The following is a 24,594-nucleotide window of genomic DNA, read 5'->3' as shown; positions in this document are numbered from 1 at the left end:
CCTGTCCGAGCTGCCGCCGGCGGCCCGTCGGCACGCAGCGGCTGGAGGTGCGCCTGAGGGATCAGTGCGGTGAGGTCGAAGGCCCCTTCGTCGGCGTGGGGGGCCGCAGGAGGTGAGCCTGCGCAGGACGGCTGGGGCGGGGACTCCAGCGACCGGTACAGACGCCGGTGCAAGGGGCCGGCGGCACCCTTCTCGTCAGCGTCCGGCTGGTGCTTCTTCGTCCACCGGAGCCGACCATCTGCCGCCACGTCACCCCGTGCGGCGGCGGGGGGTCGGTGAACACCAGACAGGTGTGGGCGTGGCGGACGATCTCGACGTCGTTGTTCACCGCCTCACGCAGCACGATCTGTGACTCGGCGCCGTCGGCAGCGAAGATCAGGTTCTTGAGGCGGCGTCGCGCCTACCAGGGGATCGGGCGGCCGTCACGGAAGAAGCCGCCGGTGGGCCCGTCGTCGGGCAGTGCGGCGGCCCACACCACACCGGCGGCGCCGTCACGGACGGGGCGGCCTCCGGCACCGCCCATGTCGGTGGCGACCCAGCCGGGGCAGACGGCGTTGACCAGGACGCGGTCGCCACGGAGTTCGGCGGCGAGCATGAGGGTGAGGGCGTTGAGTCCCGCCTTCGTGACGCTGTAGGCCGGGGTGCCGCCTCCCATGCTCGCGAGTGAGGCCGCTTCGCTGCTGACGTTGACGATTCTGCCGTGACGGCTCCGTCGCAGCAGCGGAAGGAAGGCCTGGACGGTGCGCCAGGGACCGTAGAGGTTGGTCTCGGCGGCTTCGGCGACGACGGTGAGGTCGGCGGTGACCGCTCGCTGCCATGTGTCGTACGTGATGGCCGCGTTGTTGACGAGTACGTCGAGCCGGCCGAAGTCCTCGGTGACGTCCCGCGCGGCGGCCGCGATGCTGTCGGGGTCGCGGACGTCGAGTCGCAGCGGGTGGATCCGCGTACCGCTCCGGGCGAGCTGCTCTGCCGTCTTCTCCGCTTGCTCCAGGGAGCGTGCGGTGAGGACGACGGTGTGTCCGAGAGCGGCGAGCTGGCGGCAGACCTCTCGTCCGATTCCGCGGTTGGCGCCGGTGACGAGCGACACCGTGGGGGCGGGCTCCGCCGTGGAACCGGTCATCGTGGGGACTCCTGTCTGAGAACGGGGTGACGAGTCGATCCTGCGGTGACCGCACGGGAGTTGTCGAAGTTCTTCTGTGATGAGGATGCGTTATGGATACGCCGATGTCCCCTGCGCCCGACCATGCGCAGGCCGACGATCCGTCCGGTCCCCTCACCACGGAGGCCGCCGGTACGCTGCTCAGGGCCGTGGCGCCGACGCTGGGGACACAGCCCGCCCCGGTGAAAGCCCGCGGCTAGACGTCCGGGCGGGAGCCACGGGTGGCGCCCGCCGACGCGGCCACCACGCACAGCACCGCGATCCACTGCGACCACCGCAGCGACTCGTGGAGCACGACGAGGCCGATGAGGGCCGCCATCGCCGGTTCGAGGCTCATCAGGATGCCGAACACGTGCGGCGGGACCTTGCGCAGTGCTTCCAGATCCAGCGAGTACGGGATCACCGACGACAGCAGTGCCACGCCGAGCCCCGCGATCAGCACCCACGGCTGGATCAGCGCCGTTCCGCTGTCGACCACGCCGAACGGCACGGCCACCAGTGCCGCGACGGCCATTCCCAGAGCCAGACCGTTGCCTTCCGTGGTGTGGCGGCCCAGCGCCGCGCCGATCAGGATGTACAGGCCCCAGCACGCTCCCGCGGCGAGGCCGAACAGCAGGCCGGCGAGGTCGAGGTCGCCGCGGCCCTCCATCAGCAGGACCACACCACCCGCCGCGAGCACGGCCCAGACGGCGTCCAGCCACCGTCTCGACCCGGCCAGGGCCACCGCCAGCGGCCCGAGGAACTCGATGGTCACCGCGATCCCCAACGGGATCCGGGACAACGCCAGGTAGAAGCACAGGTTCATCGAGCCGAGGATCACGCCGTAGCCCAGCACCACTGCCCACGTGCGCCGGTTCATGCGCGGGGACGGCCGCCACAGCAGCATCAGCACCGCCGCCGCGAAGAACAGTCGCAACGCCACTGTCCCGAAGTCGCCCACCGCGTCGAACAGGTGCTTGGCCAACGCCGAGCCCACCTGGACGCTGACGATGCCGAGCAGTACCAGTGCCGTCGGCGGGATCGCGCCGAAGGTCCGTCCGGCCAGTGCCGTCAGAGGGGAGCGGCGGGACGGGACGCGGTCGATCCTGTCGATGTTCATCGTGGCCACGCGTGGATTGTCGACGAGCGGGCGTCGCGCGTCACACGTTTTTCCCCGAACCCGCGTGCGGGACCGTCGCCTATCGCACGCCGCCGAGCCGTGCTCCGAGCCCGCCCGTACCCTCAACGAGCGGGACGGTCCAGGCGCCAGACCACGTCGATGCCGCTGCCCGAGGGAGCCGTGGGGGGAGGCGCCTCCTCACGCCGGACTTCGGTGAACCCCAACCGGCGCGGAACGGCGGCACTGGCGGTGTTGAGCAGGTCGTGCGTTATTTCCAGGTACTCCACGTCCGGCAGGGCGAACATCTCGCTCACCATGGCTGCCGTCGCCCTCGTGGCGATGCCCCGGCCGGTGGCGGCAGGGTGCAGCCAGTACCCCATCCGCCAGCCCTGGGGTTCGGCCGCGCGGTAGGCCTGGCACATGCCGACGAGCGTGCCGTCCTGGGCGATGGCGTAGTTGTACGCGTCGCCGGCTGCCCATTGCGACTCGGACTTCGCGAGGAAGTCGCGGGTGTTGGTCTCGCTGTGACGGGCGACCCACGGCATCCACGGGCTCAGGTGGTCGGCGGACTCCTCGATCAACGCGAACGCCGGAGCCACATCGCTCTCCCCCCGCCAGCGCCGCAGGACGAAGTCTCCGCACTCTATGATCCGACTCGGTCGCTCCATGACAGTCATGATTGGTTCGCGGAACGGGCCGCAGCAAGGGGATGGGGGGAACCGGCGGGCCGTCCGCCCGGCAAGGCCGCGGCGCCTGACCCTCACCACGCTCTCCCTCGAGGAGGCCGAGCGACGCACCGCCCACCGGTCGGCCTCGGCCAACTCCTCTCCGGCGTCACCGCAGACCACGACACCGCCACCGCTTGCGCCGAGGCATGGCAGCGGCACACCGGTGCGCCACCGGTGGCGAACACTTCACGCCGGCGGCGGCCCGCGGAAGGCGATGCCATACCGCAGTTCCGGGTGCGCGTCCAGGCCGGTGATCCGGTTGGCGTACCGAGGAAATGATTCGGCGGGTGAAAAGGCGAGCCGGCCGGCGGATCGGGCCGCCGCGGTCCGTGACCATGGGCGCGTGCCCGGCCGCGCGGCCCCGCCGATCGCCGCGGCACCGCTCCACCGCTGTCTCTTTCCCGCCTTCCACGAGGAGTCCGTTGTGCCTGTCCGTCGCCTCCTGACCAGCACCCTCTCATCCGTCGCCCTCGCGCTGTCCTTCCTGGGCGCCGGCACCGCCACCGCGACCCCGGCGGCCGCCGATCCGTGCGGTTTCTACGAGACCGGCTCCGACGCCTACTACAACCACTGCACCTCCGACGGCTCCCACGTGGTGATCAAGGTCGAGGTCGCGCTGGCACCCGACTACGAGCGCTGCGTGGCACCGGGCCGGTCCTGGCTGGGCTCCGCCGACCGGATCCAGGGCGCCTACTACGTGGGCCGCACCTGCTGACGCACGCCGCCTCGCTCCGGTGGCCGACCGGGGCCGCCCGTCTCGTCGGGTCGTCCCGGTCGGCGGTGTCAGATGGTCATCGGCTCCTGGAGCCGGCGGCTGATCCGGTACGGCAGCCACCAGGCGAGCGGTCCGAAGTCGAGGACGAGTTTCTCGCTCCGGAAGTCGTCGAGGACATCGGCCGGCACGGCGTCCGCCGGTGCTCCGTAGGCCAGGCGCTCGATGGTGTGCTCGTAGTGCGGCTCGTCGGCGGTGAACCGGCGCAGCACCCCCCGGCGGTCCCGGATCTGGACGAAGCCGGGGCCCTTGCGCCACAAGCACGGCGCCATCGACCGGGACGCGCACGTGTGGTGGTTCGACGAGGACGAGAAGGGGACGGGGAACAGGAGAACGCGTCGGCGAGGAACGGCAGCGCGCGGGCGGCCCGGAAGAGGAGACCGCCGAGCGCCGGGCCGGCGATCAGCGCGCCCTGGTCGGCGGCGGCGAGCCGGGCGATCGCCCGGGGCTGTTCGGGGCCCGGGCAGATCAAGGCGACTGTGCCGCGTGCCGCTGCCTCGAAGCAGGCGGTCGCCGGCCGCTCGACCAGTACGGCGGCGAGCACCAGTCCCAGGGGCGGCCGCCCGGTGGTCAGCTGGCTGCCGACCCCGTCGGCGGCGTTGGCCCACCATTTCTCTCCATGGGACATGTCCGACAGCCCTTGCTCCTCGCCCCGGGCGAACGGACGTGCGGGGCGGTGGCGGAGGGTCGGCCGCCGGTGTCGCGGCGGCACCGTCCGGTCCCCGCTTTCGACCGAGAACGTTCGGTGCCCCGACACCCCGCCGAGCCCCCCGCTCTGCGAGGCCTCACCGCGGCGGTCCGCCGGTGCTCGGCCCGCCGCCGAGGGGCGTCTCACTCAGGGGCGACCGCGAGTTCGTCGACCACGGCCTGGAGGGAACCCCCGTGGCGCTCCGCGGCGCGTCGCTGTCGCGCGCTGCCGGTCTGGTGGCGCTGCACGTCGCCGAGCCAGTCGCCGACCCGGCGATCGTCGCCGTAGCGGCTGAGATGCGACTCGACCCGTTTCCACAGCTCCTCGACCAGCCGGGTGACGGCCGTGGGGGTGCAGTCGCGGGTGTGGGTGGCCGGCAGGGTGCCGTGCGTCCCGTGCCGGGAGGCCTGCCAGCACGCCGCCCTCAGCAGCAGGTCGGGTGTCTCGGGCGCGGGTTCACCGGCGCGTACCGCGTCCACGGCGCAGCCGACCAGGGCGCGGACGAGGAGCGCGTAGGCAGTGGTGGTCGCGGCCTCGGGCAGCACATCGGCGATGCGCACCTCGATGGTGGGCAGATGCGGTGAGGGCCGGACGTGCCAGTAGACCATGCCGGGATCCATCGCGGCCTCGGTGGCCACGAGTTGGCCGACGACCTGGTCGTAGTGGGCCGCGCCCCGCAGGTACGGCGGAGGGCCGGCCACGGGCCACCGGCCCCACATCATGGAGCGCCAGCTCGCGTACCCGGTGTCCGTCCCGTCGTTGAACGGGGAGTTGCCGGTGATGGCCAGCAGCAACGGCATCCAGCCCCGCAGGTGGTTGACCGCCCGTACGGCCTCCTCCCGATCGGCCACCCCGACGTGCACGTGGCAGGCGTTCACCCCCTGGTCGTGGACCAGCGGCCCGAAGCGGCTCATGAAGTCCCGGTACCGCGCCTTGTCCACGACGGGCGGTGGGCCGGGTCTGCCGAGGATCGGGGTGCCGCTGGGCACCAGCAGGCAGTCGTGCCCGGCCGCCGCCGCGGCCACGCCGCGACGTAATCGGACGATTTCCGCCTCCAGTTCGGCGGCCGTCCGGCACACCGCGCTGACGGTCTCCACCTGGGCCTGCGAGACCTCCGGTGTGACATGGGACGCGCCGAGCCGGTCACGGGCGGCACGCACCACGGCGGGGGCCCGGTACACGGCCGCCCTGCTGTGCCGTCCGGCCAGGACGAACTCCTCCTCCACGCCGACGGTCGGCGGTGCGGTCACCCGAGCCGGGTGTGCGGGCGCACCGACAGCGGCAGGGGTCATGGCATCAAGCGGCTCTGGCACGTCCAGCCCTTTCGGAAGACACGGGACACCGGCATCCACGGATCGCGGACGCCGCACGGCGCGTGATCACGACTGTCGCTCTCGGGGGCATAGGCCACTCCCTGTCGAACAGCGGGTGGGAGAATGCTCGTCCCGCGCCCGGGGCGCGGCAAGCGGTTACCCAGTCACCATCCGTGCGCCGACCGGGCTCGTGCCCCCTTCGGTGGTCGCGGACGGCGCCGGCCCGGGTGGGGGCAGGCGCAGGTCCGGCAGCCGTCCGCGGACGGTGCGCGGCGCGCGGGACCCGTGGTGCTCCAGGGCAGAGCCACCTCGCATGGCCGAAAGCCGGATGCGCGGCGGCGCGGAGGGGGTGTACACGCGGGCCGGGGGCCGGCGGGACGGTGTGTCCGAAGGCGGCGAGCCGACGGCATACTTCGCGTTCGGTGGCCGTGGAAGAGGCCATCGCGACAACTCCCGTCCGTGGACACGGTGGTGTGGTTCCGCGGCGGGCGTACGGCGGTTGCCGGAGTTCTCTTGCTGATGGGATGCGTTATGGATGTGCACCTGCGTGATCTGAGGTATTTCGTGGCGGTCGCGGAGGAGCTGAGTTTTCAGCGTGCGGCGGATGCGTTGTTCGTGTCGCAGTCGTTGTTGAGCAAGCAGATACGGCAGCTGGAGAGTGAGGTACGGGCGCAGCTGTTCGACCGGCAGTGGCGCAGTGTGTCGCTGACGGTCGCGGGTCACGCGTTGCTCCCGCACGCCCGGGAGGTGCTCGCCCGCTGGGACCGGGCGCAGCGGTCGCTCGGTGATGCCGTCGCGTCCGAGCAGGCGGTGCTGACGGTCGGCCTGTCCACGAGTGTGGGGCGCGGGCTGTTGCAGCAGGTCCGGGAGCGGTTCGAGGAGCGCAGGCCCCGATGGCGGCTGGAGTTCAGGCAGGTGGACTGGGAGGACGCGGCGGCGGGACTGAGCAGCCGTGCGGTGGACGTGGCGTTCGTGTGGCTGCCGTTGCCCGACGAGGAGGCGTTCGCGTTCCGGGTGGTGGCGAGGGAGCCGCGTTGGGTGGCGCTGCCCGCCGGACACCCGCTCGCGGACTGTTCCGAGGTCGCGTTCGAGGAACTGCTGGAGGAGCCGTTCGTGGCGCTGCCGGCCAGCGCGGGACCGTTACGTGACTACTGGCTGGCGGTGGAAGCACGGGGCGGTCGCGCGCCGCGCGTCGGGGCCACGGCGTCGAACGCGGGGGAGACGCTGGACGCGGTGGGGCGGGGCGAGGGGATCGCGCTGCTGTCGGAGGGCAACGCCGCGCTGTACCGCAGGCCGGGAATCGTGACGGTACCGGTGTCCGGACTCTCCCCGAGCGAGCTAGCGGTGGCCTGGCGGTCGGACGACGACCGGCGGGAGATCCGCGACTTCGTCGAGGCCCTGACCGTGCGGTGACGCGCTGCGGGACCGCCGGCCCACGACGTCGCGCCCCCGGCGACCGCGACAGCCGCCACCGGACCCGCCGGGGCTCTTGCGCCATGCGTCCACGGGACGCATGGTGACGGGGTGCGGACGGGATCGACGGCATGGTGGCGGGCGCGGTACGCGGCGCCGGAGCGACAGCGGCCCCGGGCCGGCGGACGCGCACTGCGGCGGATCACCCGGACGGCCCCGGAGAGCGCGGACGCCGAGGGACTCGCCGCGCTCACCACGCCCAGGGTGGCCGAGGGACGGGGGTGCGGCACACCTCGCTGTACCGGCACGTGGCCGGCCGGGACGAGTTGCTGGTGGAACTGGTCGACCACGTGCCGGGCGAGGTGGATCCGCCGGAGACCGGCAGATGACGGAACCGTTCGCGGGGCTGCCGCAGTGCCCGCTGGTACGGCAACTCGCCGAACCGACCGACCTTCCCGACGGCGACCAGGAGTTCCCCTTCGGCCTGACCGCCCTGCTCGACGGAATGGGAGACCCCCGATGAACCTCGCCGACTGGATCGCGGGCGGCACCGGGGCGGAACTGAACGGGCATCGCCTGTTCGTCCGCCAGGACGGTACGGGCAGCCCCGTGACGCTGGTGCACGGCTTCCCCACCTCCTCCCACGACTGGGCGAGGACCGTGCCTCGTCTGGTCGAGGCGGGATGCCAGGCCACCACCGTGGATCTGCTCGGCTTCGGCCAGAGCGACAAGCCGCGCCCGCACCGCTACTCCATCCATGAGCAGGCCGATCTGATCGAAGCCGTCTGGCGGCACCTGGGCATCGGCGAGACCGCGCTGGTCGCCCACGACTACGGCGTCTCGGTCGCCCAGGAGCTGCTGGCTCGTGACCCGGGCCGTATCACCCGCACCGCTCTGCTCAACGGCGGTCTCTACGCCGACCTGCACCGCCCCATCCTGGCGCAGCGCCTCCTGCACAGCCGCGTCGGCCCGCTGGTGGCCCGGCTCACCGACGAGAAGAGGTTCACCGCGAACCTGCGCGGCGTGCTGGCCAGACCCGTCCCGGACACGGACCTGCACGACATGTGGACGTCCGTGACCCGTGAGGACGGCCATCGCCTGGCCCCGCGCCTGCTCCACTACATCGACGATCGCCGCGTCCACTTCCACCGCTGGACCCGCTCCCTCGAACACTACGAAGGCCCGCTGATGTTCGTCTGGGGTCCCGAAGACCCCGTCAGCGGAGCACACGTCCTCCACCGCCTCCGCGCGCGATGCCCCCGCGCTGCCTTCGTCGAGCTGCCCGGAGTGGGCCACTATCCGCAGGTCGAGGCCCCGGAGGAGACGGCGAGGGCGCTGGCCGCCTTCCTCGCGGGCTGAGGGAGGCGAACGGCCTCCCGGCGTGGTGCCGGCACCGGCGCGCGGGGCGGGCGTTCAGTGTGCGTCGTCCGGCGGCAGGCTGGGCACGTCGGCGCGGAAGAGACTGACGAGCAGTCCGTACGGGGCGCCCCGTGCGCGGTCCGTGGGATGCGGCTCGGCGGTCAGGGTACGCAACCGGTCCTCCAGCGCCTGCGCCTCGGCGTCGGTGAGCCAGAGGTGGCGCAGCGCGGTGTGCGAGGCCTGGCCGGGCTCGCTGGGCAGCATCTCGCCGAGCGCGGCGTTGATGAGGAACTCCGGACCGGCCGCCGCGTCCGGGTGGAGGGTGAAGGCACGGCTGACGAGGGCGAAGTACTGCTCGGTGCCGCCGCGGACCTGGCGGGTCTCGGTGAGCCGGACCAGACCTGCCTCGCGCAGTACACGCACGTGGTAGCCGATGGTCCCCTTGCTCATGCCCAGAACGTCGGAGAGCTGGCGCAGTGTCGCGGGGCGCTGGCGCAGCACATTGACCATGCGGTGGCGCAGAGGATGCCCGAGGGCCTTGAACTGCTCGGACGAGCGCAGCACGAGAGGGGCCGGCTCGTCGTCCGATCGCCGGAGCGGGCCGTCGTCGCTGCTGGGTGGGGGCGGCTGTCGTTCTGCCATGACGAGAAGTGTCCAGGAATCTAAACGCTTTTGACAACTCGAGGGCGTCGGCTCCAGAATCCTCTCCTCAGAAAGTGACGAGATTTCTCGCCGCTTACGACGGTAGAACCGAAGGAATCCCATGCCTCTCGCCACAGCCCGCGTCGCCACCGCCCGCCCCGCTCGCCACATCAGGCAACTCGTCTCGCACCTGGGCCACACGGCCTCCACCGCTCTGACGCCGGACGGCCGCGGCACGGTCACGGTCCCCGCCGGGAGGTGCACCCTCACGCCCGTACCGGACTGGCTGGAGCTGACCGCCACCGCGGTCGACGCCGAGTCGCTGACCCGGGTCCAGGACGTGATCACTCGTCACCTGGTGCGCTTCGCCGCCGGTGAGGAACTCGCCGTGGAGTGGTCCGCCCCGACCGACGGCGCCGCGCTGGAGCCCGTCGCCCCGGTCGTCGGCGAGTACCTGCTCGCGCATCACACGCCGGCCGACGAGGTACTCGTGGAGCTGGCCGCGGCCACCCGCGAGGCCACCGCCGAAGCGGCGCAGATGCAGGTCTCCGCCGACGAGGGCGCGTTGCTGACCATGTTGACCCGGCTGACCGGCGCCCGTTTCGCCGTCGAGGTCGGCGTGTTCACCGGCTACTCGACGCTCTGCATCGCCCGCGGCCTGGCCGACGGCGGCCGGCTGCTGGCCTGTGACGTCAGCGAGGAGTGGACCGCGATCGGCCGGCCGTACTGGGCACGTGCCGGCGTCGCCGACCGGATCGACCTGCGTATAGCCCCCGCCCTCGAGACACTGCGCGCACTCGACGCGGAACCGGTCGTCGACATCGCGTTCATCGACGCCGACAAGGGCAACTACCCGGATTACTACGAGGAGATTGTGCGCCGACTGCGTCCCGGCGGCCTGGTGGTGCTGGACAACGTCTTCCTCGGCGGCCGCGTCCTCGACCCCGCGTACCAGGAGGAGCGCCACCTGGCGATGCGGCGGCTGAACGACCTGATCGTGTCCGACGAGCGGGTGGACGCGGTGATGCTGCCGGTGCGTGACGGGGTGACCATCGCCCGCCGTCGCTGATCCCGGAACGCGCCTCGCGGCCGAGGGGCCCGGCTCGGCTGGTCCGGGGGTATGCGCTTTGGTCATGGTGGGGGTTATTGGACGGGTGGGTGGCGGGTGGGGTTCACTCGACCGCGGACCTCCTCCCGGCCTGTCGGTTCCCTTTGGTGTCCGCCCTTCCCCGGATATCCGGCGGGCTGGTTCTGCGTGCGTGCTCGTGTCTCTGGCTTCCGGCGCTTCGAGGTCCCTTTCATTCCATTGCGGTCGGCGGGGGTGTGGTGGTGGGGGCGGTGCGGTTGGTGCGATGGCCCGTGCAGTGTGGGTTGAGGGAGCGTCTGCGGCGTGAAGGGGTGCCTCGATTGCTGGTGGTGGAGGCCGGGGTGGACGCGCCGGAGTGCGTGGACGTGTGGGAGGACTGGGTGCGGGCCCCCGTTTCGCGGGGGGATCTGGAAGTGCGGGTCGGCGCGCTGCTGAGGCGGTATCGGGAGAGCCGGATCCCGTTGCTGGGGGACCGCGGGATGCTGCATTTCGGCGGACGCTCGGTCCAGCTGTCCCCGTTGCAGGCGGTGGTGCTGGAAGTGCTGGTGGACCATTTCGGGGAGCTGGTCGCGCACGAGGACCTGCAGCGTCAGGTCGGAGTGCGCGGCAGGTCGGATCCGTCGCGCAATGCGATGCACATTCAGATGATGCGCGTGCGGCGGCGGATCGCGTCGCTGGGTCTGGCCGTCACGACGGTGTGGGGCCGCGGATACGTGCTCGAACCGGGGCCGTCGGGCCCACTGGTGTGATGCCGCTCGGCCGTCGGTGCCCGGAGGGCACCGGCGTTCGGCCGCGCCAGGTCCTGTCGGCGAACGCTCGTCGCTGTGTGTTTCCGCGCTGTGACATGTGACCGGTTGTGTGATTGCTGGTACGCGTGTGTGGGTAATGTGCCTCGGCCCGCAGCGGTCCGGTGACGCGGCGGCGGCGGTCCGGTGGGAGGCGGCGGAGGTCGCTGTCGGGCCGGCGGACGTGACAGGTGTGGAGGGGGAACGCGACGATGACACGAGTGTGTCCGGTCGTTCTTGATCCGTCGGGTGGGGACATTCCCGGGGAGCTGGAGCGCATTCGGCAGGAGGGCGTGGTCAGCCGGATCGTGCTGCCGGGGGGTGTGGGCGCCTGGGCCGTGGTGGGCTATGCCGAGGCGCGGCAGCTGCTGAGGGATCCACGGGTGTCCAAGGACGCGTACCAACACTGGCCGGCGTGGATCAACGGCGAAGTGTCCCCGGAATGGCCGCTGGCGATCTGGGTGTCGGTACAGAACATGGTGACCGCGTACGGTCCGGATCACGCGAGGTTGCGCAGGCCGGTGGCGTCGGCGTTCACCCAGCGGCGGGTGGCCGGGCTGCGCGGACAGGTGGAGCGCCTGACCGGCGAGCTGCTCGACGCGCTGGCGGGCGAGCCGGCGGGACGGGCGGTGGATCTGCGGGAGCGGCTGGCCTATCCGTTGCCGAATCAGGTGATGTGCGAGCTGTTCGGGATTCCCGACGGGTTACGGGAGGACCTGCAACGGATCATCCGGGGATTCTTCTCCACGACGGCCTCGGCCGAGGACGCGGCGGCCAACGCACGGGATCTGTACGTGACGATGACGGAGCTGGTGCGGATCAAGCGGGCCGAGCCCGGCGACGATCTCACCTGTGCGCTGATCGCCGAACGGGACGGCGCGGGCGAGTCGTTGAGCGAGAAGGAGCTGATCGACAACCTCATCCTGCTGTACACGGCCGGATATGAGACCACGGTGAATCTCATCGACAACGCCGTCTTCCGGCTGCTGGAGAGTCCGGGGCAGTTGGGGCTGATCCGGGAGGGCGCGGCGTCGTGGGCGGACGCGGTCGAGGAGGCGCTTCGGCTGGACGCGCCGGGAGCGTACTCGATCCTGCGCTACGCGGTGGAGGACATCGAGGTGGCCGGGGCCGCCATCCCCAAGGGCGATCCGATCGTGATCGCGTTCGCGGGCGCGGGGCGGGACCCGGTCCGGCACGGTGAGGACGCGGACCGGTTCGATGTGGCCCGGCCGACGCGGGGCGATCACTTCGCTTTCGGGCACGGGGTGCATCACTGTCTGGGAGCCACTCTGGCCCGGATGGAGGCATCGGTCGCCCTGTCGATGCTCTTCGAACGATTCCCGGCGATGTCGCTGGCGGTGCCGGCCGATCAGGTCGAGCCGTATCCGTCGTTCATCAGCAACGGCCACAAGAGCCTGCCGGTCCTGCTGGGCTGAGCACGGGAGGCGTCTCCGGCCGTCGGGCGAGCGACCCGGTCGCTCCCGGCGGCGCGGCCGTAGCGGACGACCGGTGACGGGCCGCCCGCAGACGCGGCCGCGCAAGGACGGCATCCTGGTCCGCCGACCCTCCGCCTTCCGCCGGTCGCCGACGTGCCGGCCGGGCCGCGCTGCCATGGCCCGCTGCGGACACTTCGCCGCGACGACGCACCCGCCCGGCGGCCGGCGAGAGGGCGTACCTGTTCGTCGATCCACGGCACATCGGTACCGGCGTCGGGCGGCTGCTGCTCGCCGAGGGGGAGCAGTAGCTCACCGCGACGGGTGTCGAAACGGCGATCCTGAGGGTGTGCAGCGACAGTCGGCCCGCACGCGCCTTCTGGGAAGGGGCGGGGTGGACCTGGACCGGCCACGAGCAGCTCGACGCCGGACTGCGGAGGCTGGGCTTCTCCGTACGGGAACAGCTGTACTCCAAGGCGCTCGACAGGCCCCTGCCGTAGACCCCGATGTTCTGAGAGTGCACCGATGTGGTGCCGAGAACGCACCGCTGTGCGAGATACGGCGGGAAGCGCCGATGCAAGAGGCGCGAGGCATTCTGTGCGCTCTCAGGCAAGCGTCGGTGCGCTGTCAGGACAGTTACCGAGGGTTCGGTGCGGTCATGACCGCTCGCGCGGCCCGTTCGGCCTCTTCGACGTCCTCGCCCGGTGGGGAAACCGGAGCCGCTCCCGCCGTCCTCAGTTTGTTGAAGGTTTGAGCTTCACCTTTCTCGACTTGTAGAAAGAACGAGTTCGAGAGAGGGAGGCATCATGGGTGAACGACGGCAACGGGTCCGCGTGGGCAGCGACGCCCTGCAGGAACTGGTGGAGAAGCTTGCCGTGCGGCTCCAGCGCTCCGTGGTCATCGACGACCCGCTGGTGCGGCTGATCTGTTCCAGCCAGCACTTCGGGGACGAGGACCCCGTCCGGATCCGCAGCCTGCTGCAGGGCCGGGCCGACGCCGAGATCATCCGGTACGTCCTCGACCAGGGCGTGGCCCGATGGCCCGCACCGGGCTTCATCCAGGGCCGCGACGACCTGGGACTGCTCACCCGCTACTGCGTCCCGCTGCGCGAACGCGGCGAACTGCTGGGCCTGCTGATGGTCGTCGCGCCGGAGGGTGCGCTCACCCCCGAGGAGACCGAAGCCGTCGCGGAGGCGGTGCCGGCGATCACCGCACAGCTGCGCGCGGACCAACTGGCCGCCGACGCCGGGGAACTCGACACGCAGGAGGCCCTGCTCTCCCTGATCGGCACCAGTGAGGCGGCCCGTGCTGCCGCCCGCCAGCGGATACTCGACGCCGGGGCGCTGCCGGACGCTCCCCACACCGTCGTGAGCGTCGTTCAGGTGCTCCGCTCCTCCGAGCCGCCCGGCCAGGTGGAGATCGCGCTCCGCGCGGCCCTGGAGCGGTTCCGCCGTACCCACTCGGCGGAAGGCGTCATGGCCGTCACGGCCGACTCGGCGGTGCTGCTCCAGGTCTCCGCCCGGCCCATGCCGGCGCGGGAACTCGGGGACCAGGCCACGGCCGTACTGGAGGCACTCGGTGCCTTCCTGGACGCCTCGGCCGCTCCGGTCGTGGGCACCGGCGGCGCCCAGAACGGTCTGGCCGAAGCCTGGACCTCGCACTCCCAGGCCCTCGTCGCGGCCCGTGCGGCGCGCCGCCTGCCCGAGCTGAAGAGCGCCGGGGCCTGGGAGTCGCTGGGCGAGCTGGCCTTACTGCTTCAGGTGCCGGAGCACGCCCTGAACTCCTCGCTGCTGCCGAAGCCGCTGTGCCTGCTGCTGGAGAGCGCCGGCGGGGAGCGCCTGGCGGAGACACTGCGGTGCTTCCTGGAGCACGCCGGGTCGATACCCCGGACCGCGGAGGCCCTGCAGATCCACCGCACTTCGCTCTACTACCGGCTGCGCCAGATCCAGGAGATCACCGGCCTCGACCTGGACAGCGGGGGCGACCGCCTGGTGCTGCACCTGGGCCTGCGCACACGCGAACTGCTGGAGGCGCAGGCGGCCCAGACCGTCATGTGAGCGGGGCCGGCGGCCGGGTGCGCCGACGGGCACAAGGGTGTGCCCGGCACCGGTCTCCTACAGAGTGACGCATTGCGTGCCGACCGAGTCCTACGGAGCGCGGTGGTGTGCCGCCGGCCCCTACAGAGTGACGAAGTTTTCCCTGATGAATCCCTACGGAGCGCGGTGGTGCGACAGAAACCCGGCGGGACAGAATCGGGTGGTGCGAAAGCCGGCCACGAGGTCGGCTCGACGGACGGATCAGTCTCCGCCGGGGCCTTCGGGGCAGGGCGGAGAATATGGAGAGGAAAAAGAGTGCGGGCCGTGGGGCAGTTCACGACCAGTGACGGCGTCAGCCTGGTGTACCGGGACAGCGGGGGAGAGGGATTCCCTCTGGTCATGCTGCACGGCTGGGGACAGACACAGGAGATGTTCCGTCATCAGGCGACGGGTCTCGCGCCCGATCGTCGCGTCATCACCCTGGACTTCCGGGGGCACGGGCTCTCCGACAAGCCGCACCACGGCTACCGCATCGCCCGACTCGCCGCCGACGTTCTCCATCTCGTCGATCACCTCGGACACGACCGCTTCGACGCGCTCGGCTGGTCGATGGGAACCTCGGTGTGGTGGAGCTTCATCGATCAGTACGGCACGGGGCGCATCCGGCGATTCGTCTCCGTCGACCAGCCCGCGGCCGTCGCCGCCGTACCGTGGATGTCCGCAGAGCAGCGGCAGCAGTCGGGCGCGATCTTCGATGTGGCCACTCTGGTCGCGCTCGGTGCGGAACTCGCCGGACCGCGGGGTGAACAGGCGCGGGAGGAATTCGTTCGCGGCATGTTCTCCGGCGACCCCGACGCCGAGGTGCTCACCTTCGTCGCCGAGCAGATCAGGCTGACTCCGGCGCACGCCGGGGTGCCCCTGCTCTTCGACCACTGCGCTCAGGACTGGCGGGACGTCCTCCCGCGCATCGACGTGCCGACGCTCGTCGTCGGATGCGACGGCAGCCATGTGCACCCCAGTTCGCAGGAGTACGTCGCCCACCGGATCCCCGGCGCCCGGCTGCACGTCTTCCCGGTCACGGAGGCCAACTCGCACTTCCCCTTCCTGGAGAATCCGCCGGCCTTCAACGCGGTGGTCGGCGCATTCCTCGCCGCGGAAGAGAACTGAATCCGCTGCCGCGGCTCATCGCGCTTGTCCACTCCTCATCCCACAAGAACTGAACACCGTTAGGAAACGACGGGAACTCGATATGACCCGGTCGACTACTTCTCCCATGCCTGAAACCTTGGAAACGGGGCCCTCCGACATGACCCCGGACCATTTCGCAGGAATCGACGCGGCACCTGACGCGGGAAATGACGCAGGCCCTTTCATCCTCCTTCCCTGGCCGGCCGGCGCGGACGACGACCACCTCTATCTGGCCGTCAACATCTCCGACGAGACCGTGCTCCTGGAGCGCGATCCCGTCCTGTGCGTGGAGCCCGGTGATCTCGTCATCGCAGCGGCCCGCCGTCCCGGGCTTCTGCCCCGCGGCGGGCAACTGGCCCTCTTCCGGGTGCCCTTCTCCTTGCTCGACGCGTCCGCGGCCGAACTGCGCGGGATTCCGCACACCCACCTCAGTGGCCGGAGCGGACTGGCGTCGCTGGTCTCGCAGTTCCTCACCGCCCTCGCCAGAATGCCCCGCGGGCAGCACCTCACCGGCGGCCGGCGGCTGGCACTGAACACGGCCGACCTCGTGGCGCTGCTGGTCGGCGAGGTGCTGCAGAGACGCGAACCGGAGAGCGGCGCCCGCGCGAGCCACGACATGCTGACACGTATCCAACGGCACATCCAGCAGAACCTCATGGACCCGAACCTGTCGCCCGAGTCGATCGCCCGGGCGCACCACATCTCGGTGCGCTACCTGCACAAGCTCTTCCAGTCCGGTGACGTCACCGTGAGCGGATGGATACGGCAGTGCAGACTCGATGCCTGTCGGGTCGAACTGCGGCGACGGCGCCGAACCGTGGCGGCCGTGGCACAGAACTGGGGCTTCGCGAGCCCTTCCCATTTCAGCCGGCTCTTCCGGCAGACCTACGGGATCACGCCCACGCAGTGGCAGGCCGCCGCGTCCTCCGAGTCCTGAGCGCCGTCCTCCTGCCGCCGGGTGCGGCCATGTCTCGTTCCGCGGGCCGCCGGCCCGCGACCGCCCCTCCGGACACGCAGGGCCGTCACCGGGCCCGCCGGCCGGGCCCCGTCCGATTCCCAAGGAAGCCCTGCCATGCCCCTGCCCATGCCCCTGCCCACCGTCGTCCTGGTCCACGGTGCGTTCTGTGACACCGCGGCCTGGTTCGGTGTCGTCGCCGAGCTGCACAGACACGGTATCCCCGTCGTCGCGCCACCGAACCCGCTGCGCGGACTCGCCTACGACGCCGCGCACATCGCCTCGGTGGCCGCGCAGATCGACGGCCCCGTCGTCCTGGTCGGGCACGCCTACGGCGGAGCCCTGATCACCGTGGCCGGCACGGCCGAGAACGTCGTCGGCCTGGTCTATGTGGCCGCTTTCGTCCCGGACGAGGGCGAGAGCCTGGCCGACCTGCAGGGCCGCTTCCCGGCCACCGATCTGACCGGCAACCTCAGAGAGTGGACCTACCCGGCCCCCGGCGGCGGCCGGGCCGTCGAGGTCACCATCGCCGCCGAGGCCTTCCCCGCGGTGTTCGCCGCGGACGTCTCCGCCTCGGTCGTGGAGGTGCTCGCCTCCTGTCAACGGCCCCTCGCGGTTGCCGCTTTCCACGAGGCGGCCACCGCCGCCGCCTGGCGCACCAGGCCCTCCTGGGCGCTGGTCGCCGGCGCCGACAGGGTGATCGCCCCCGACGCGGTGCGCTTCGGCGCCACCCGGGCCGGCGCCACCGTCGTGGAGATCGACGGCGCCTCGCACGCCGTGCCCCTCTCCCAGCCCACGGCCGTCGCACTGGTCATCCGCGACGCCGTCCACGCGGTGAGCTGACCGCCACCGCACGCCCACCGGAACGTGGAGGCAGGACCGATGACGACTCGACTCGAGCCGCTGCTGCGGACTTGGGAATGGCAGGCCGAGGCGGCGTGCCGCGGCATGGACAGCTCGGTGTTCTTCTCACCGACCGGCGAGCGGGGCAATGCGCGCCGCCGGCGCGAGGAGGCAGCGCAGGAGATCTGCCGGCACTGCCCGGTCCGCGTCCCGTGCGCCGGCTTCGCCACCGCGTCCGAGCAGCGCTACGGCGTGTGGGGCGGCGACACCGAGACCGATCGCCGTACCGCCGCCGCCCTGCGGCGCCTGCACGGCAGGACCCGGACGTGACCGAGCCGTGCGCCGGGCGGCGCGGTGGCCGGGTCAGCGGCCCTCCGCCGCGGCCTTCAGGTCGCGGAGCCAGGCTTCGAGACCCTCGCGAAGGATTCGGGTCGCGGTGGGCACGTCGGCGTCGACCTGGGCACCGGTATGTGTCTCTTCGGTGCGCACGCGGACGCCGTCCCTGGTCCTGGTGAAGTTCCACACGTGGATGCCGTCGATGCGCAGGCCCTCGCCGATCGCGGGGCCGGTCCAGCGGATGCAGGACGTGCGGCGCAGTTGCTCGACGGTCGAGGTGATCTCCAGGCTCGTGGCCGGCGTCGAGGGGTTGGGAGGGACCGGGGTCGTCCAGCGGAACGCCGCGCCCGGCCGGAACGGGCCGTGATCGAGACGCCGTACGGTCGCGACGGCGGCCTGCCAGGACGGCCAGCGCTCGACGTCGGTCTGCAGCTTCCAGACGGTGCGCAGCGGCGCGTGGATCAGTGTCTCGGTCCTGTAGCGGACCCGCGCGTCGGGGGCGATGCCTTTCCCGTCGCAGGTGAGGGAGTTCCCGGCGGTGCCGGAGGCGGCCACGGCCGGTGTGACGGCAGTGCCGAGCAGGGTGACGGCGAGCGGGAGGGTCAACAGCGCGGCGCGGACGCGGGTGTGGCGGATACCGGACATGGCGTTCCCTCGGTCGGTTGGAGCACGCGTGTGTGATACATGCCCTTGCTTTAGTTAGAAGTTATAACGCGCGCCTCGGCTGGAGGTCAACAACTGCGTGATAGCTTCTAACGAAGCCTCGAAGGCGACCCATATGGATCGGGGAAAATGGCAGGCCACAGCGAGACCGGCGCGATGACGCCGCGGGAGCGCTACCGCGCCCAGGTGCGCGCGGAGATCAAGGAACGCGCCTGGGAGCAGATCGCCACGGCGGGGGTGCCCGCGCTGTCCCTCAACGCGGTGGCCAAGAGCATGGGCCTGAGCGGACCCGCCCTCTACCGCTACTTCGCCAGCCGCGACGACCTGCTCACGGAACTCGTCCGGGACGCCTACGCAAGCCTCGCCGACACCCTCCGCGCGGCGGCTGCCGCCGGTGCCGACCTGGCCGGACTGGCGCACGCCCTGCGCGGCTGGGCGCTGGAAGACCCTCAGCGGTACTTCCTCATCTACGGCACCCCCGTGCCGGGCTACCACGCCCCCGAGGACACCACGCGCATCGCCTCCCGGATCATGGCACTGCTGCTGGACGCCTCCGCGGCGCTCGTCCAGGGCGACCTCGAGACGCCCTTCGGCACCCACCTGGACGAGCACCGGGACTGGGCCGACGGCCACCCCGCCCCCTCCGCGGCCCTCCACCGGGCCCTGTCCTTCTGGACCCGGCTGCACGGCGTCCTGTCCCTGGAACTCGCCGGTCAGTTCGCGGGCATGGGCTTCGACCCGGCCCAGCTGTTCGCGGCGGAACTGGACGATCTGCTCACGCCCTGAACATCGGCGTGGGCCGTCCGCGGGCGCGGCTCCGGGAGGGGCGCCGGCTACACGGCCTCGGCCTCCAGGCGGGCGGGAGCGTGCCGGGCCGGCCGGACGATGCCGGCCGCGGCGGCCGCGACGGCGCAGCACAGTACGGGGAGGAAGAAGGTGAGGTTGAGGGGCAGGACGTGGGTCAGCGGGCCGATGACGGCGGGTCCGGCGAGCATGCCGAGGTAACCGAGGCCGGCGACGCGGGAGACGTTCGTGCCGGCGGCGCCCTGGTCGGCATGGCCGGCGGCGCTGAAGAGCTGCGGCACGCATCCTGAGAGCCCGGCCCCGAACACGGCCCAGCCCAGCAGGGCCAGGGGGATCCAGGGGGAGAGGGCCGCCGCCGTCAGGCCGAGTGCGGCGAGGGACGCGCCGTGGCGGAGGACGGCCGCCGGTCCGACCCTCGCGGCCACGCGGTCGGCGAGCAGGCGGCCTACGGTCATGGCGGTCGCGAACGCGCCGTAGGCGAGGGCCGCGGTGGCGGGGCCCGCGTCCAGGACGTTGCGCAGGTGAAGGGTGCTCCAGTCGTTGGCCACCCCTTCGCACAGCATGATCATCAATGCCAGGGCGGCCAGTGCCCAGACCCGCCGGGACGTGGTCCGGCGGGCGGTCGCGGCGGGGCTGCCGGTGTCCGGGAGGACTCCTCCGGCGTCGGCGGGGCGCAGCAGCGCGGGGGCGGCGAGCACCGTGACGGCGAGACCGACGAGCGCCGCCCCGCCCATGGTCGTCGCCGGGCTCCAGTTCCAGCTGAGTGTGCGGGTGCCCACCAGCGAGGCAAGGACGCCGCCGATGGAGAAGGTCGCGTGGAAGGCGGACATGACAGGCCGTTGATAACGGTGCTCGACCTGGACGGCGTGGGCGTTCATGCTGACGTCCAGGCAGCCGTTGGCGAGGCCGAGCGCCAGGAGTGCCGCCCCCAGCGTCCAGGCGTCGGTGGCGAGGCCGGGCAGGACGACCGTGGCGCTGCACAGGGCCGCCCCGAGCGGTACGACGGTACGGGCCCCGAAACGGTCGGTGAGCGGACCGGCGGCCTGCATACCGGCGAAGGCTCCCGCGCCGAGCAGCAGCAGGAGCCAGCCGAGCACGGCGTGACCGATGCCCACCCGATGCTCGATGACGGGGATGTGGACGATCCACATCCCCATCAGGAATCCGTTGAGAGTGAAGTACGTGAAGGTGGCCAGTCGGCCGGCTCGTAGGCTCTTATCCACGCTTCGAACATAACGAACAATGAGCAGTTTCGAAAGCTTGCAGTTCGAACATGCAGGGTGTTCAATGGGAGTATGTCCGGTACAGAACGACTGAGGCGGATCACCGAGGCCGTGCGCGAGGCGGGCCGCATGGGAGTGGCGGAACTCGCAGCGCTCACCGGGGCCTCCGAGATGACCATCCGCCGTGACCTCGAAGTCCTCGCGGACCAGGGCGTGTTGGAGCGCTACCGCGGAGGAGCCAGGAGTCTGCTGCTGCGCGGCGAGGAGCCGCCCTTCGCGCTGCGGGCCCAGGACGGGACGGACGTCAAGCGGCGTCTCGCCGCCGAGGTCGCGGATCTGATCGCCGACGGGGAATCCGTCGTCCTCGACAGCGGCACCACCTGCCTGGAGGTCGCTCACGCGTTGCGGAGCCGCCGCGTGACCGTCGCACCCCTGTCCCTGCACGCGGTGAACGCACTGACCGCGGCCCCTCAGGTGACCCTGCTGGTGCCCGGTGGCCGCCCGCGCCCCGGAGAGCTGGCCCTCACCGGCCCGCTGACCCAGGCATCGCTGGCAGCCCTGCGCTTCGACACCGCGATCATCGGCTGCTGCGGACTCACCGCGGCCGACGGCCTGACCGCCTACGACCTGGACGACGCCGCGGTCAAGCGCGCGGCGATCGCCTCCGCCCGCCGCGTCATCGCCGTCACGGAATCCTCGAAACTCTCCCGCACCGCGCTCGCCTTCGTCGCGCCGTCCTCCGCGCTGCACGCACTGGTGACCGACGAAGCGGCTCCGGAGGACGAGATCGGCGCGTTCACGGCCGCCGGCGTCACCGTAAGGAAGGTGTGACCCGGCTGACAACCGGCCCTCGCCACGGGACCGGATCGTCCCCGCCGTCACCGCCTGCGCCGACACCTTCCTCAAGCCTCCCATCGCCAACCTCGGCTGCCGAGGCATCGAGACGGCGGCCAAGCGGGTACGCACCTGGTTCCAGCGGACCGACGATCCGGAGCGCGACCTCCCGCACGCCGCCCTCCTGATGGAGAAGGCCGGTACCGGCGGCGCCCTGTTCCGTAACCTCTACCGCGACTTCCTCGCCGAATGCGGCCAACTGCTCGACAGCGAACCACTGCGCACGGGGCACGCGCTGTACTCCGAGGCAGCCACCCTGTGGACGGAAGTCGCGGCACTGCTCACAGCGGCCGGTGAATCAGGCGATGCCCGGTGCCTCCTACAGGAGGCACCGTCCTGTGCGAGCTGGCCCGTATCGAGCGTGAGGCGATGCGGGCACTGAGCCGCCTGGGGGAGTGAGGCGCCCGGCGGCTCCTCGCCCAGTTTCTTCCGGGCCCGCCGATGGACCGTGCGCTTCGCCATGCCGAAGATCCTAGGCGGCGCCTCCGCCCCCCTCGGCCGAGTGGGGAACCGGTGGCCTCGGTGACCTTCGACCGCTGGACCCGCCCGTGCGGCCATGGCCTCGATGGCATCCCCGGCAAGCTGGGCCGGCCGGACGCTGACGACGGCCTGTGCACGTCGAGGCCCACCCACGAGAACGCCCGGGAGCGGACGGGTGCGCCCACGTGGCGGCGGACCGCAGCGGTTCAGCGCAGTACGGCCGCCAGCAGGTCGGTACCCAGCGCCGTCAGGCCGGGCAGATCGAGGGCGTGACGGACGTAGCGGCCCTGCCGCCGGGCCGTCAGCAGGCCGGCACGGCGCAGGACGGCGAGGTGACGGGACACCTCGGGAGGTGAGAGTTCCCAGGTGTGGGCCAGTTCACCGGTGGTGTGCGGACCGCGGGCCAGGGTGCGCAGCAGTCGCAGGCGTACCGGATGCGCGAGCGCCTCCAGCCGTAGTGTGACCGTCTCCAGCGACACCGGCTCCGCCGGACCCGGCTCGGGGACGGGATACTGCACCACCGGCTGCCATCCGGGCGCGTGGACCACCACCAGGTGCGGGCTGCCGAAAACGCTGGGGATGAAGGTGACCCCCGTACCGTGGGCGGCGGTCGCCTTGTCCTGCAGCTTGTCCACGACGATGCTGTCGCCGTCCGGTGCCAGAGCGACCGCGCCGGAGACCGCTGCGAGCGCCGCTCCGACGCCCTGGTGCCTCAGCAGGTCGTTCTTCAGACGCAGGTCCGTGGCGAGCCGCACGGCGACCCCCGACCAGGCGGCGTCGAAGAACGCGTCGGCGCACTGTTCGAGGGTGTGACGCACCCGCGCCCGCACCGCGGCCGGATCCGCCAGCAGCCGTTCCGCGAAGGCCTCTTGCCGCCCGCCGCGGGCCTGGGCCAGGTCCAGCGCCCGCTCGCGGGCGGTGGCGTCGGTGAGCGGTGACGGAGCGGCCGAGTGGACCGGCCTGCCGCCGCACGTGGTGACGAGCGCGGCGGTCACGTACGACTCGTCGTCGATCCGGTCCACGTCGTCCAATTCCTCGGCGAGAGTGGACCGCGGCCGGGCGGGGAGCAGGAAGTCGGCTTGTGAGGAACGCCAGAGGAACTCCGCCTCCCGCAACCGCTCGGCCAGCTCCGGTCGCAGACCGGCCCAGACGTCCCCGGCCCACCCGGCGAGCTGCGGATGATGCGCGGGTTCCGCCAGCACGTGCAGCATCGCGGTCAGCTCGGCCAGCGGGGAGGCGGCGAACCGCAGCCGCTCGGACGGCAGTCCGCCGATGTCGATCCTCAGCGTCATCCCGTCATCATCACCGCCCGGCCGTCCCGTGACCGCGTCGGTTGACGGTGATCGTCAACCGACGTGCCGAGCCCGGCGGCCGCACCCACCGTGTGACGCCATGGCAACCACCAAGACCCAGCCCCGCGCCCTCGTCCGGGCCTCCGGAGGGCCCCGCTATGCCGTCGCCCTGGCCGTGGACGCGCTCGGCACCGGCCTGCTGCGGCCCTTTTTGCTGCTCTACGGCGTGACGGTGCTGAAGCTGTCCGCACCGGTCACCGGCACGGCCCTGACGGTCGGCGTGGTAGCGGGTCTGGTGTGCATGCCGGCGGTGGGCCGCTGGCTGGACCGGGGCGCACGCAGCACGGTCGTGGCGGCGTCGATGCTGGTGCGGGTGCTGGGCGTGGCGCTGCTGCTGGCCACCCCCGCGGGAGACGTCCGGCTGTTCGCGACGGCGGCGCTCTTCCTCGGCATCGGCAACCAGGCGTGGCCGGCCGCCCATGCGGCTCTCGTGGCCACGATCGCCCACGGCCGGGAACGCGACGCCGCTCTCGCGGCAGGCCGCGCCCTGCGCAACGCCGGCCTCGGCGTGGGCGCGCTCATCGCCACCATCTGCCTGGCGGGCGGCACCCCCGCGTTGCAGGCGCTGGCAGCCGTCACCGGGCTCGCCTGTCTCGCCGCCGCGGCCTTGGCGTGGTCGGTCCGCCTGCGCGCGCATCCGGCCGCAGTCCCGGCCGAGGACGCGGCCGGCGGGCCCGCACCTCGGATGCGGGCGCTGCTGGCCGCCAACGTGGTCTACGTCTTCTGCCTCAACGTCCCCGAGATCGCGCTCCCCCTCGTCCTGGTGACACAGTTGCAGGCGTCCCCGGTGTGGTCGGCGGCCGTCTTCGTGGCCAACACGGTGCTGGTGGTCACCCTGCAGGTCCCGGTCACCCTCCTGATGTCCCGCTTCTCCCGGCGGACCGTGCTGGCTCTCTCCGGTGTGGTGCTCACCGCGTCCTACCTCGGATTCCTCGTGGCCACCTCGCTGGGACACGGCTGGGGCGCCCCGGCCGTCGCCACGGTGTCCGTGCTCTGCACCATCGGCGAGATCGTCTACGCCGGCAGCGCCACCGCGCTCGTCACCGTCCTCGCTCCGGCCCATGCCCTGGGACGCGCCCTCGCCCGCTTCGAACTGTCCACGGGCCTCGGACTCGCCGTCTCCCCGGCGGTCATCACCACGCTCGCGCCCCACGGCCCCGGAGCCCTCTGGGGCAGCCTCGCCGCCGCCACGCTCCTGTCGGCCTCCGCCGTCGCCACCGAGAAGGACCGAGAAACACGCCCGCCGGGCACGACCGCGCTCGTGGAGCCGGCAACCGCATCCGGCGGCGGTTCACACTAGCGGCGGACGTTCTTCCGCCCTCCCGTGCGAGGAGCCGGCCGG

25 protein-coding genes and 1 pseudogene are annotated in these 24,594 nt (G+C 71.9%); 17 read left to right on the top strand and 9 right to left on the bottom strand.

The annotated features are described in order from the left end of the window. Nucleotides 1-400 precede the first annotated feature (400 nt). The 3 genes from ACZ7KF_RS34685 to ACZ7KF_RS34675 form a co-directional block, all read right to left on the bottom strand. The gene (locus ACZ7KF_RS34685; protein ID WP_471084219.1) at nt 401-1,120 is read right to left on the bottom strand and encodes an SDR family oxidoreductase; all 720 of its coding nucleotides are present in this window, start codon (nt 1,118-1,120) and stop codon (nt 401-403) included. Between the two features lie 235 nt (nt 1,121-1,355). Further along, nucleotides 1,356-2,258 carry an EamA family transporter gene (locus ACZ7KF_RS34680; RefSeq protein ID WP_471084432.1) on the bottom strand — a complete coding sequence of 301 codons (903 nt, stop codon included), beginning with the start codon at nt 2,256-2,258 and terminating at the stop codon, nt 1,356-1,358. A gap of 122 nt (nt 2,259-2,380) precedes the next feature. After that, nucleotides 2,381-2,926: a GNAT family N-acetyltransferase gene (locus tag ACZ7KF_RS34675; protein ID WP_471084217.1), complete on the bottom strand. Its 546-nt coding sequence runs from the start codon at nt 2,924-2,926 to the stop codon at nt 2,381-2,383. Between the two features lie 484 nt (nt 2,927-3,410). On the opposite strand from ACZ7KF_RS34675, the gene ACZ7KF_RS34670 reads away from it, so the two are divergent. Next, nucleotides 3,411-3,701, top strand: coding sequence for a DUF6355 family natural product biosynthesis protein (locus ACZ7KF_RS34670; RefSeq protein WP_471084214.1), 291 nt, complete (start codon nt 3,411-3,413; stop codon nt 3,699-3,701). Nucleotides 3,702-3,769: 68 nt separating this feature from the next. Here ACZ7KF_RS34670 and ACZ7KF_RS34665 read toward each other — a convergent pair whose 3' ends face one another. Together ACZ7KF_RS34665 and ACZ7KF_RS34660 are read right to left on the bottom strand one after the other, a co-directional pair. Continuing rightward, nucleotides 3,770-4,018 carry a DUF5825 family protein gene (locus ACZ7KF_RS34665; protein ID WP_471084211.1) on the bottom strand — a complete coding sequence of 83 codons (249 nt, stop codon included), beginning with the start codon at nt 4,016-4,018 and terminating at the stop codon, nt 3,770-3,772. 571 nt (nt 4,019-4,589) lie between these two features. After that, the gene (locus tag ACZ7KF_RS34660) at nt 4,590-5,696 is read right to left on the bottom strand and encodes a carboxylate-amine ligase (RefSeq protein ID WP_471084208.1); all 1,107 of its coding nucleotides are present in this window, start codon (nt 5,694-5,696) and stop codon (nt 4,590-4,592) included. A gap of 594 nt (nt 5,697-6,290) precedes the next feature. Here ACZ7KF_RS34660 and ACZ7KF_RS34655 point away from each other — a divergent pair. The 3 genes from ACZ7KF_RS34655 (at nt 6,291) to ACZ7KF_RS34645 (ending at nt 8,531) form a co-directional block, all read left to right on the top strand. Continuing rightward, the gene (locus tag ACZ7KF_RS34655) at nt 6,291-7,172 is read left to right on the top strand and encodes a LysR family transcriptional regulator (RefSeq protein WP_471084205.1); all 882 of its coding nucleotides are present in this window, start codon (nt 6,291-6,293) and stop codon (nt 7,170-7,172) included. A 385-nt stretch (nt 7,173-7,557) separates the two neighbouring features. Beyond that, complete coding sequence (locus ACZ7KF_RS34650; RefSeq protein ID WP_471084202.1) at nt 7,558-7,695, top strand: hypothetical protein; 138 nt, start codon at nt 7,558-7,560, stop codon at nt 7,693-7,695. Further along, nucleotides 7,692-8,531, top strand: coding sequence for an alpha/beta fold hydrolase (locus ACZ7KF_RS34645; protein ID WP_471084199.1), 840 nt, complete (start codon nt 7,692-7,694; stop codon nt 8,529-8,531). The genes ACZ7KF_RS34650 and ACZ7KF_RS34645 overlap by 4 nt, the downstream gene beginning before the upstream one ends. A gap of 54 nt (nt 8,532-8,585) precedes the next feature. On the opposite strand, the gene ACZ7KF_RS34640 is transcribed toward ACZ7KF_RS34645, so the two are convergent. Continuing rightward, entirely contained in the window at nt 8,586-9,173 is a 588-nt protein-coding gene (locus tag ACZ7KF_RS34640) for an ArsR/SmtB family transcription factor (RefSeq protein ID WP_471084196.1), read from the bottom strand. A 121-nt stretch (nt 9,174-9,294) separates the two neighbouring features. Between ACZ7KF_RS34640 and ACZ7KF_RS34635 the strand changes: the two genes are divergently transcribed. The 9 genes from ACZ7KF_RS34635 (at nt 9,295) to ACZ7KF_RS34595 (ending at nt 17,830) form a co-directional block, all read left to right on the top strand. Next, the gene (locus ACZ7KF_RS34635; RefSeq protein WP_471084193.1) at nt 9,295-10,242 is read left to right on the top strand and encodes a DUF2218 domain-containing protein; all 948 of its coding nucleotides are present in this window, start codon (nt 9,295-9,297) and stop codon (nt 10,240-10,242) included. Nucleotides 10,243-10,586: 344 nt separating this feature from the next. Further along, nucleotides 10,587-11,009 (top strand): winged helix-turn-helix domain-containing protein, encoded by a 423-nt coding sequence (locus ACZ7KF_RS34630; RefSeq protein ID WP_471084429.1) that lies wholly within the window; start codon nt 10,587-10,589, stop codon nt 11,007-11,009. A 329-nt stretch (nt 11,010-11,338) separates the two neighbouring features. Further along, nucleotides 11,339-12,481, top strand: coding sequence for a cytochrome P450 family protein (locus ACZ7KF_RS34625; RefSeq protein ID WP_471084190.1), 1,143 nt, complete (start codon nt 11,339-11,341; stop codon nt 12,479-12,481). 344 nt (nt 12,482-12,825) lie between these two features. Continuing rightward, the gene (locus ACZ7KF_RS34620; protein ID WP_471084187.1) at nt 12,826-12,978 is read left to right on the top strand and encodes a hypothetical protein; all 153 of its coding nucleotides are present in this window, start codon (nt 12,826-12,828) and stop codon (nt 12,976-12,978) included. A gap of 306 nt (nt 12,979-13,284) precedes the next feature. Next, nucleotides 13,285-14,535 carry a PucR family transcriptional regulator gene (locus tag ACZ7KF_RS34615; RefSeq protein ID WP_471084184.1) on the top strand — a complete coding sequence of 417 codons (1,251 nt, stop codon included), beginning with the start codon at nt 13,285-13,287 and terminating at the stop codon, nt 14,533-14,535. A 303-nt stretch (nt 14,536-14,838) separates the two neighbouring features. Next, complete coding sequence (locus ACZ7KF_RS34610) at nt 14,839-15,681, top strand: alpha/beta fold hydrolase (protein ID WP_471084181.1); 843 nt, start codon at nt 14,839-14,841, stop codon at nt 15,679-15,681. A 139-nt stretch (nt 15,682-15,820) separates the two neighbouring features. Next, nucleotides 15,821-16,639: an AraC family transcriptional regulator gene (locus ACZ7KF_RS34605; RefSeq protein WP_471084178.1), complete on the top strand. Its 819-nt coding sequence runs from the start codon at nt 15,821-15,823 to the stop codon at nt 16,637-16,639. 135 nt (nt 16,640-16,774) lie between these two features. Beyond that, entirely contained in the window at nt 16,775-17,500 is a 726-nt protein-coding gene (locus ACZ7KF_RS34600) for an alpha/beta fold hydrolase (RefSeq protein WP_471084175.1), read from the top strand. 39 nt (nt 17,501-17,539) lie between these two features. Continuing rightward, nucleotides 17,540-17,830 (top strand): WhiB family transcriptional regulator, encoded by a 291-nt coding sequence (locus ACZ7KF_RS34595; RefSeq protein ID WP_471084172.1) that lies wholly within the window; start codon nt 17,540-17,542, stop codon nt 17,828-17,830. Nucleotides 17,831-17,863: 33 nt separating this feature from the next. Here the strand turns inward: ACZ7KF_RS34595 and ACZ7KF_RS34590 are convergent, their stop codons facing one another. Then, nucleotides 17,864-18,481, bottom strand: coding sequence for an SRPBCC family protein (locus ACZ7KF_RS34590; RefSeq protein ID WP_471084169.1), 618 nt, complete (start codon nt 18,479-18,481; stop codon nt 17,864-17,866). Between the two features lie 147 nt (nt 18,482-18,628). On the opposite strand from ACZ7KF_RS34590, the gene ACZ7KF_RS34585 reads away from it, so the two are divergent. Continuing rightward, nucleotides 18,629-19,285 (top strand): TetR/AcrR family transcriptional regulator, encoded by a 657-nt coding sequence (locus ACZ7KF_RS34585; protein WP_471084166.1) that lies wholly within the window; start codon nt 18,629-18,631, stop codon nt 19,283-19,285. Nucleotides 19,286-19,332: 47 nt separating this feature from the next. Here ACZ7KF_RS34585 and ACZ7KF_RS34580 read toward each other — a convergent pair whose 3' ends face one another. Further along, a complete protein-coding gene (locus ACZ7KF_RS34580; protein ID WP_471084163.1) occupies nt 19,333-20,526 on the bottom strand; it encodes an MFS transporter in 1,194 nt (397 codons plus the stop codon). Nucleotides 20,527-20,598: 72 nt separating this feature from the next. Between ACZ7KF_RS34580 and ACZ7KF_RS34575 the strand changes: the two genes are divergently transcribed. Beyond that, nucleotides 20,599-21,357 (top strand): DeoR/GlpR family DNA-binding transcription regulator, encoded by a 759-nt coding sequence (locus tag ACZ7KF_RS34575; protein WP_471084160.1) that lies wholly within the window; start codon nt 20,599-20,601, stop codon nt 21,355-21,357. 16 nt (nt 21,358-21,373) lie between these two features. Continuing rightward, nucleotides 21,374-21,819, top strand: a pseudogene (locus tag ACZ7KF_RS34570) (DUF4872 domain-containing protein); the annotation flags it as partial. Between the two features lie 287 nt (nt 21,820-22,106). Here ACZ7KF_RS34570 and ACZ7KF_RS34565 read toward each other — a convergent pair. After that, a complete protein-coding gene (locus ACZ7KF_RS34565; RefSeq protein ID WP_471084157.1) occupies nt 22,107-23,192 on the bottom strand; it encodes a DUF5937 family protein in 1,086 nt (361 codons plus the stop codon). A gap of 100 nt (nt 23,193-23,292) precedes the next feature. On the opposite strand from ACZ7KF_RS34565, the gene ACZ7KF_RS34560 reads away from it, so the two are divergent. Next, nucleotides 23,293-24,552 (top strand): MFS transporter, encoded by a 1,260-nt coding sequence (locus tag ACZ7KF_RS34560; RefSeq protein WP_471084154.1) that lies wholly within the window; start codon nt 23,293-23,295, stop codon nt 24,550-24,552. Nucleotides 24,553-24,594 lie beyond the last annotated feature (42 nt).

This window comes from Streptomyces sp. NPDC038200, from assembly GCF_055600785.1.
The sequence above is the reverse complement of the archived record's forward strand: the minus strand, read 5'-3'. Positions and strand labels throughout refer to the sequence as shown.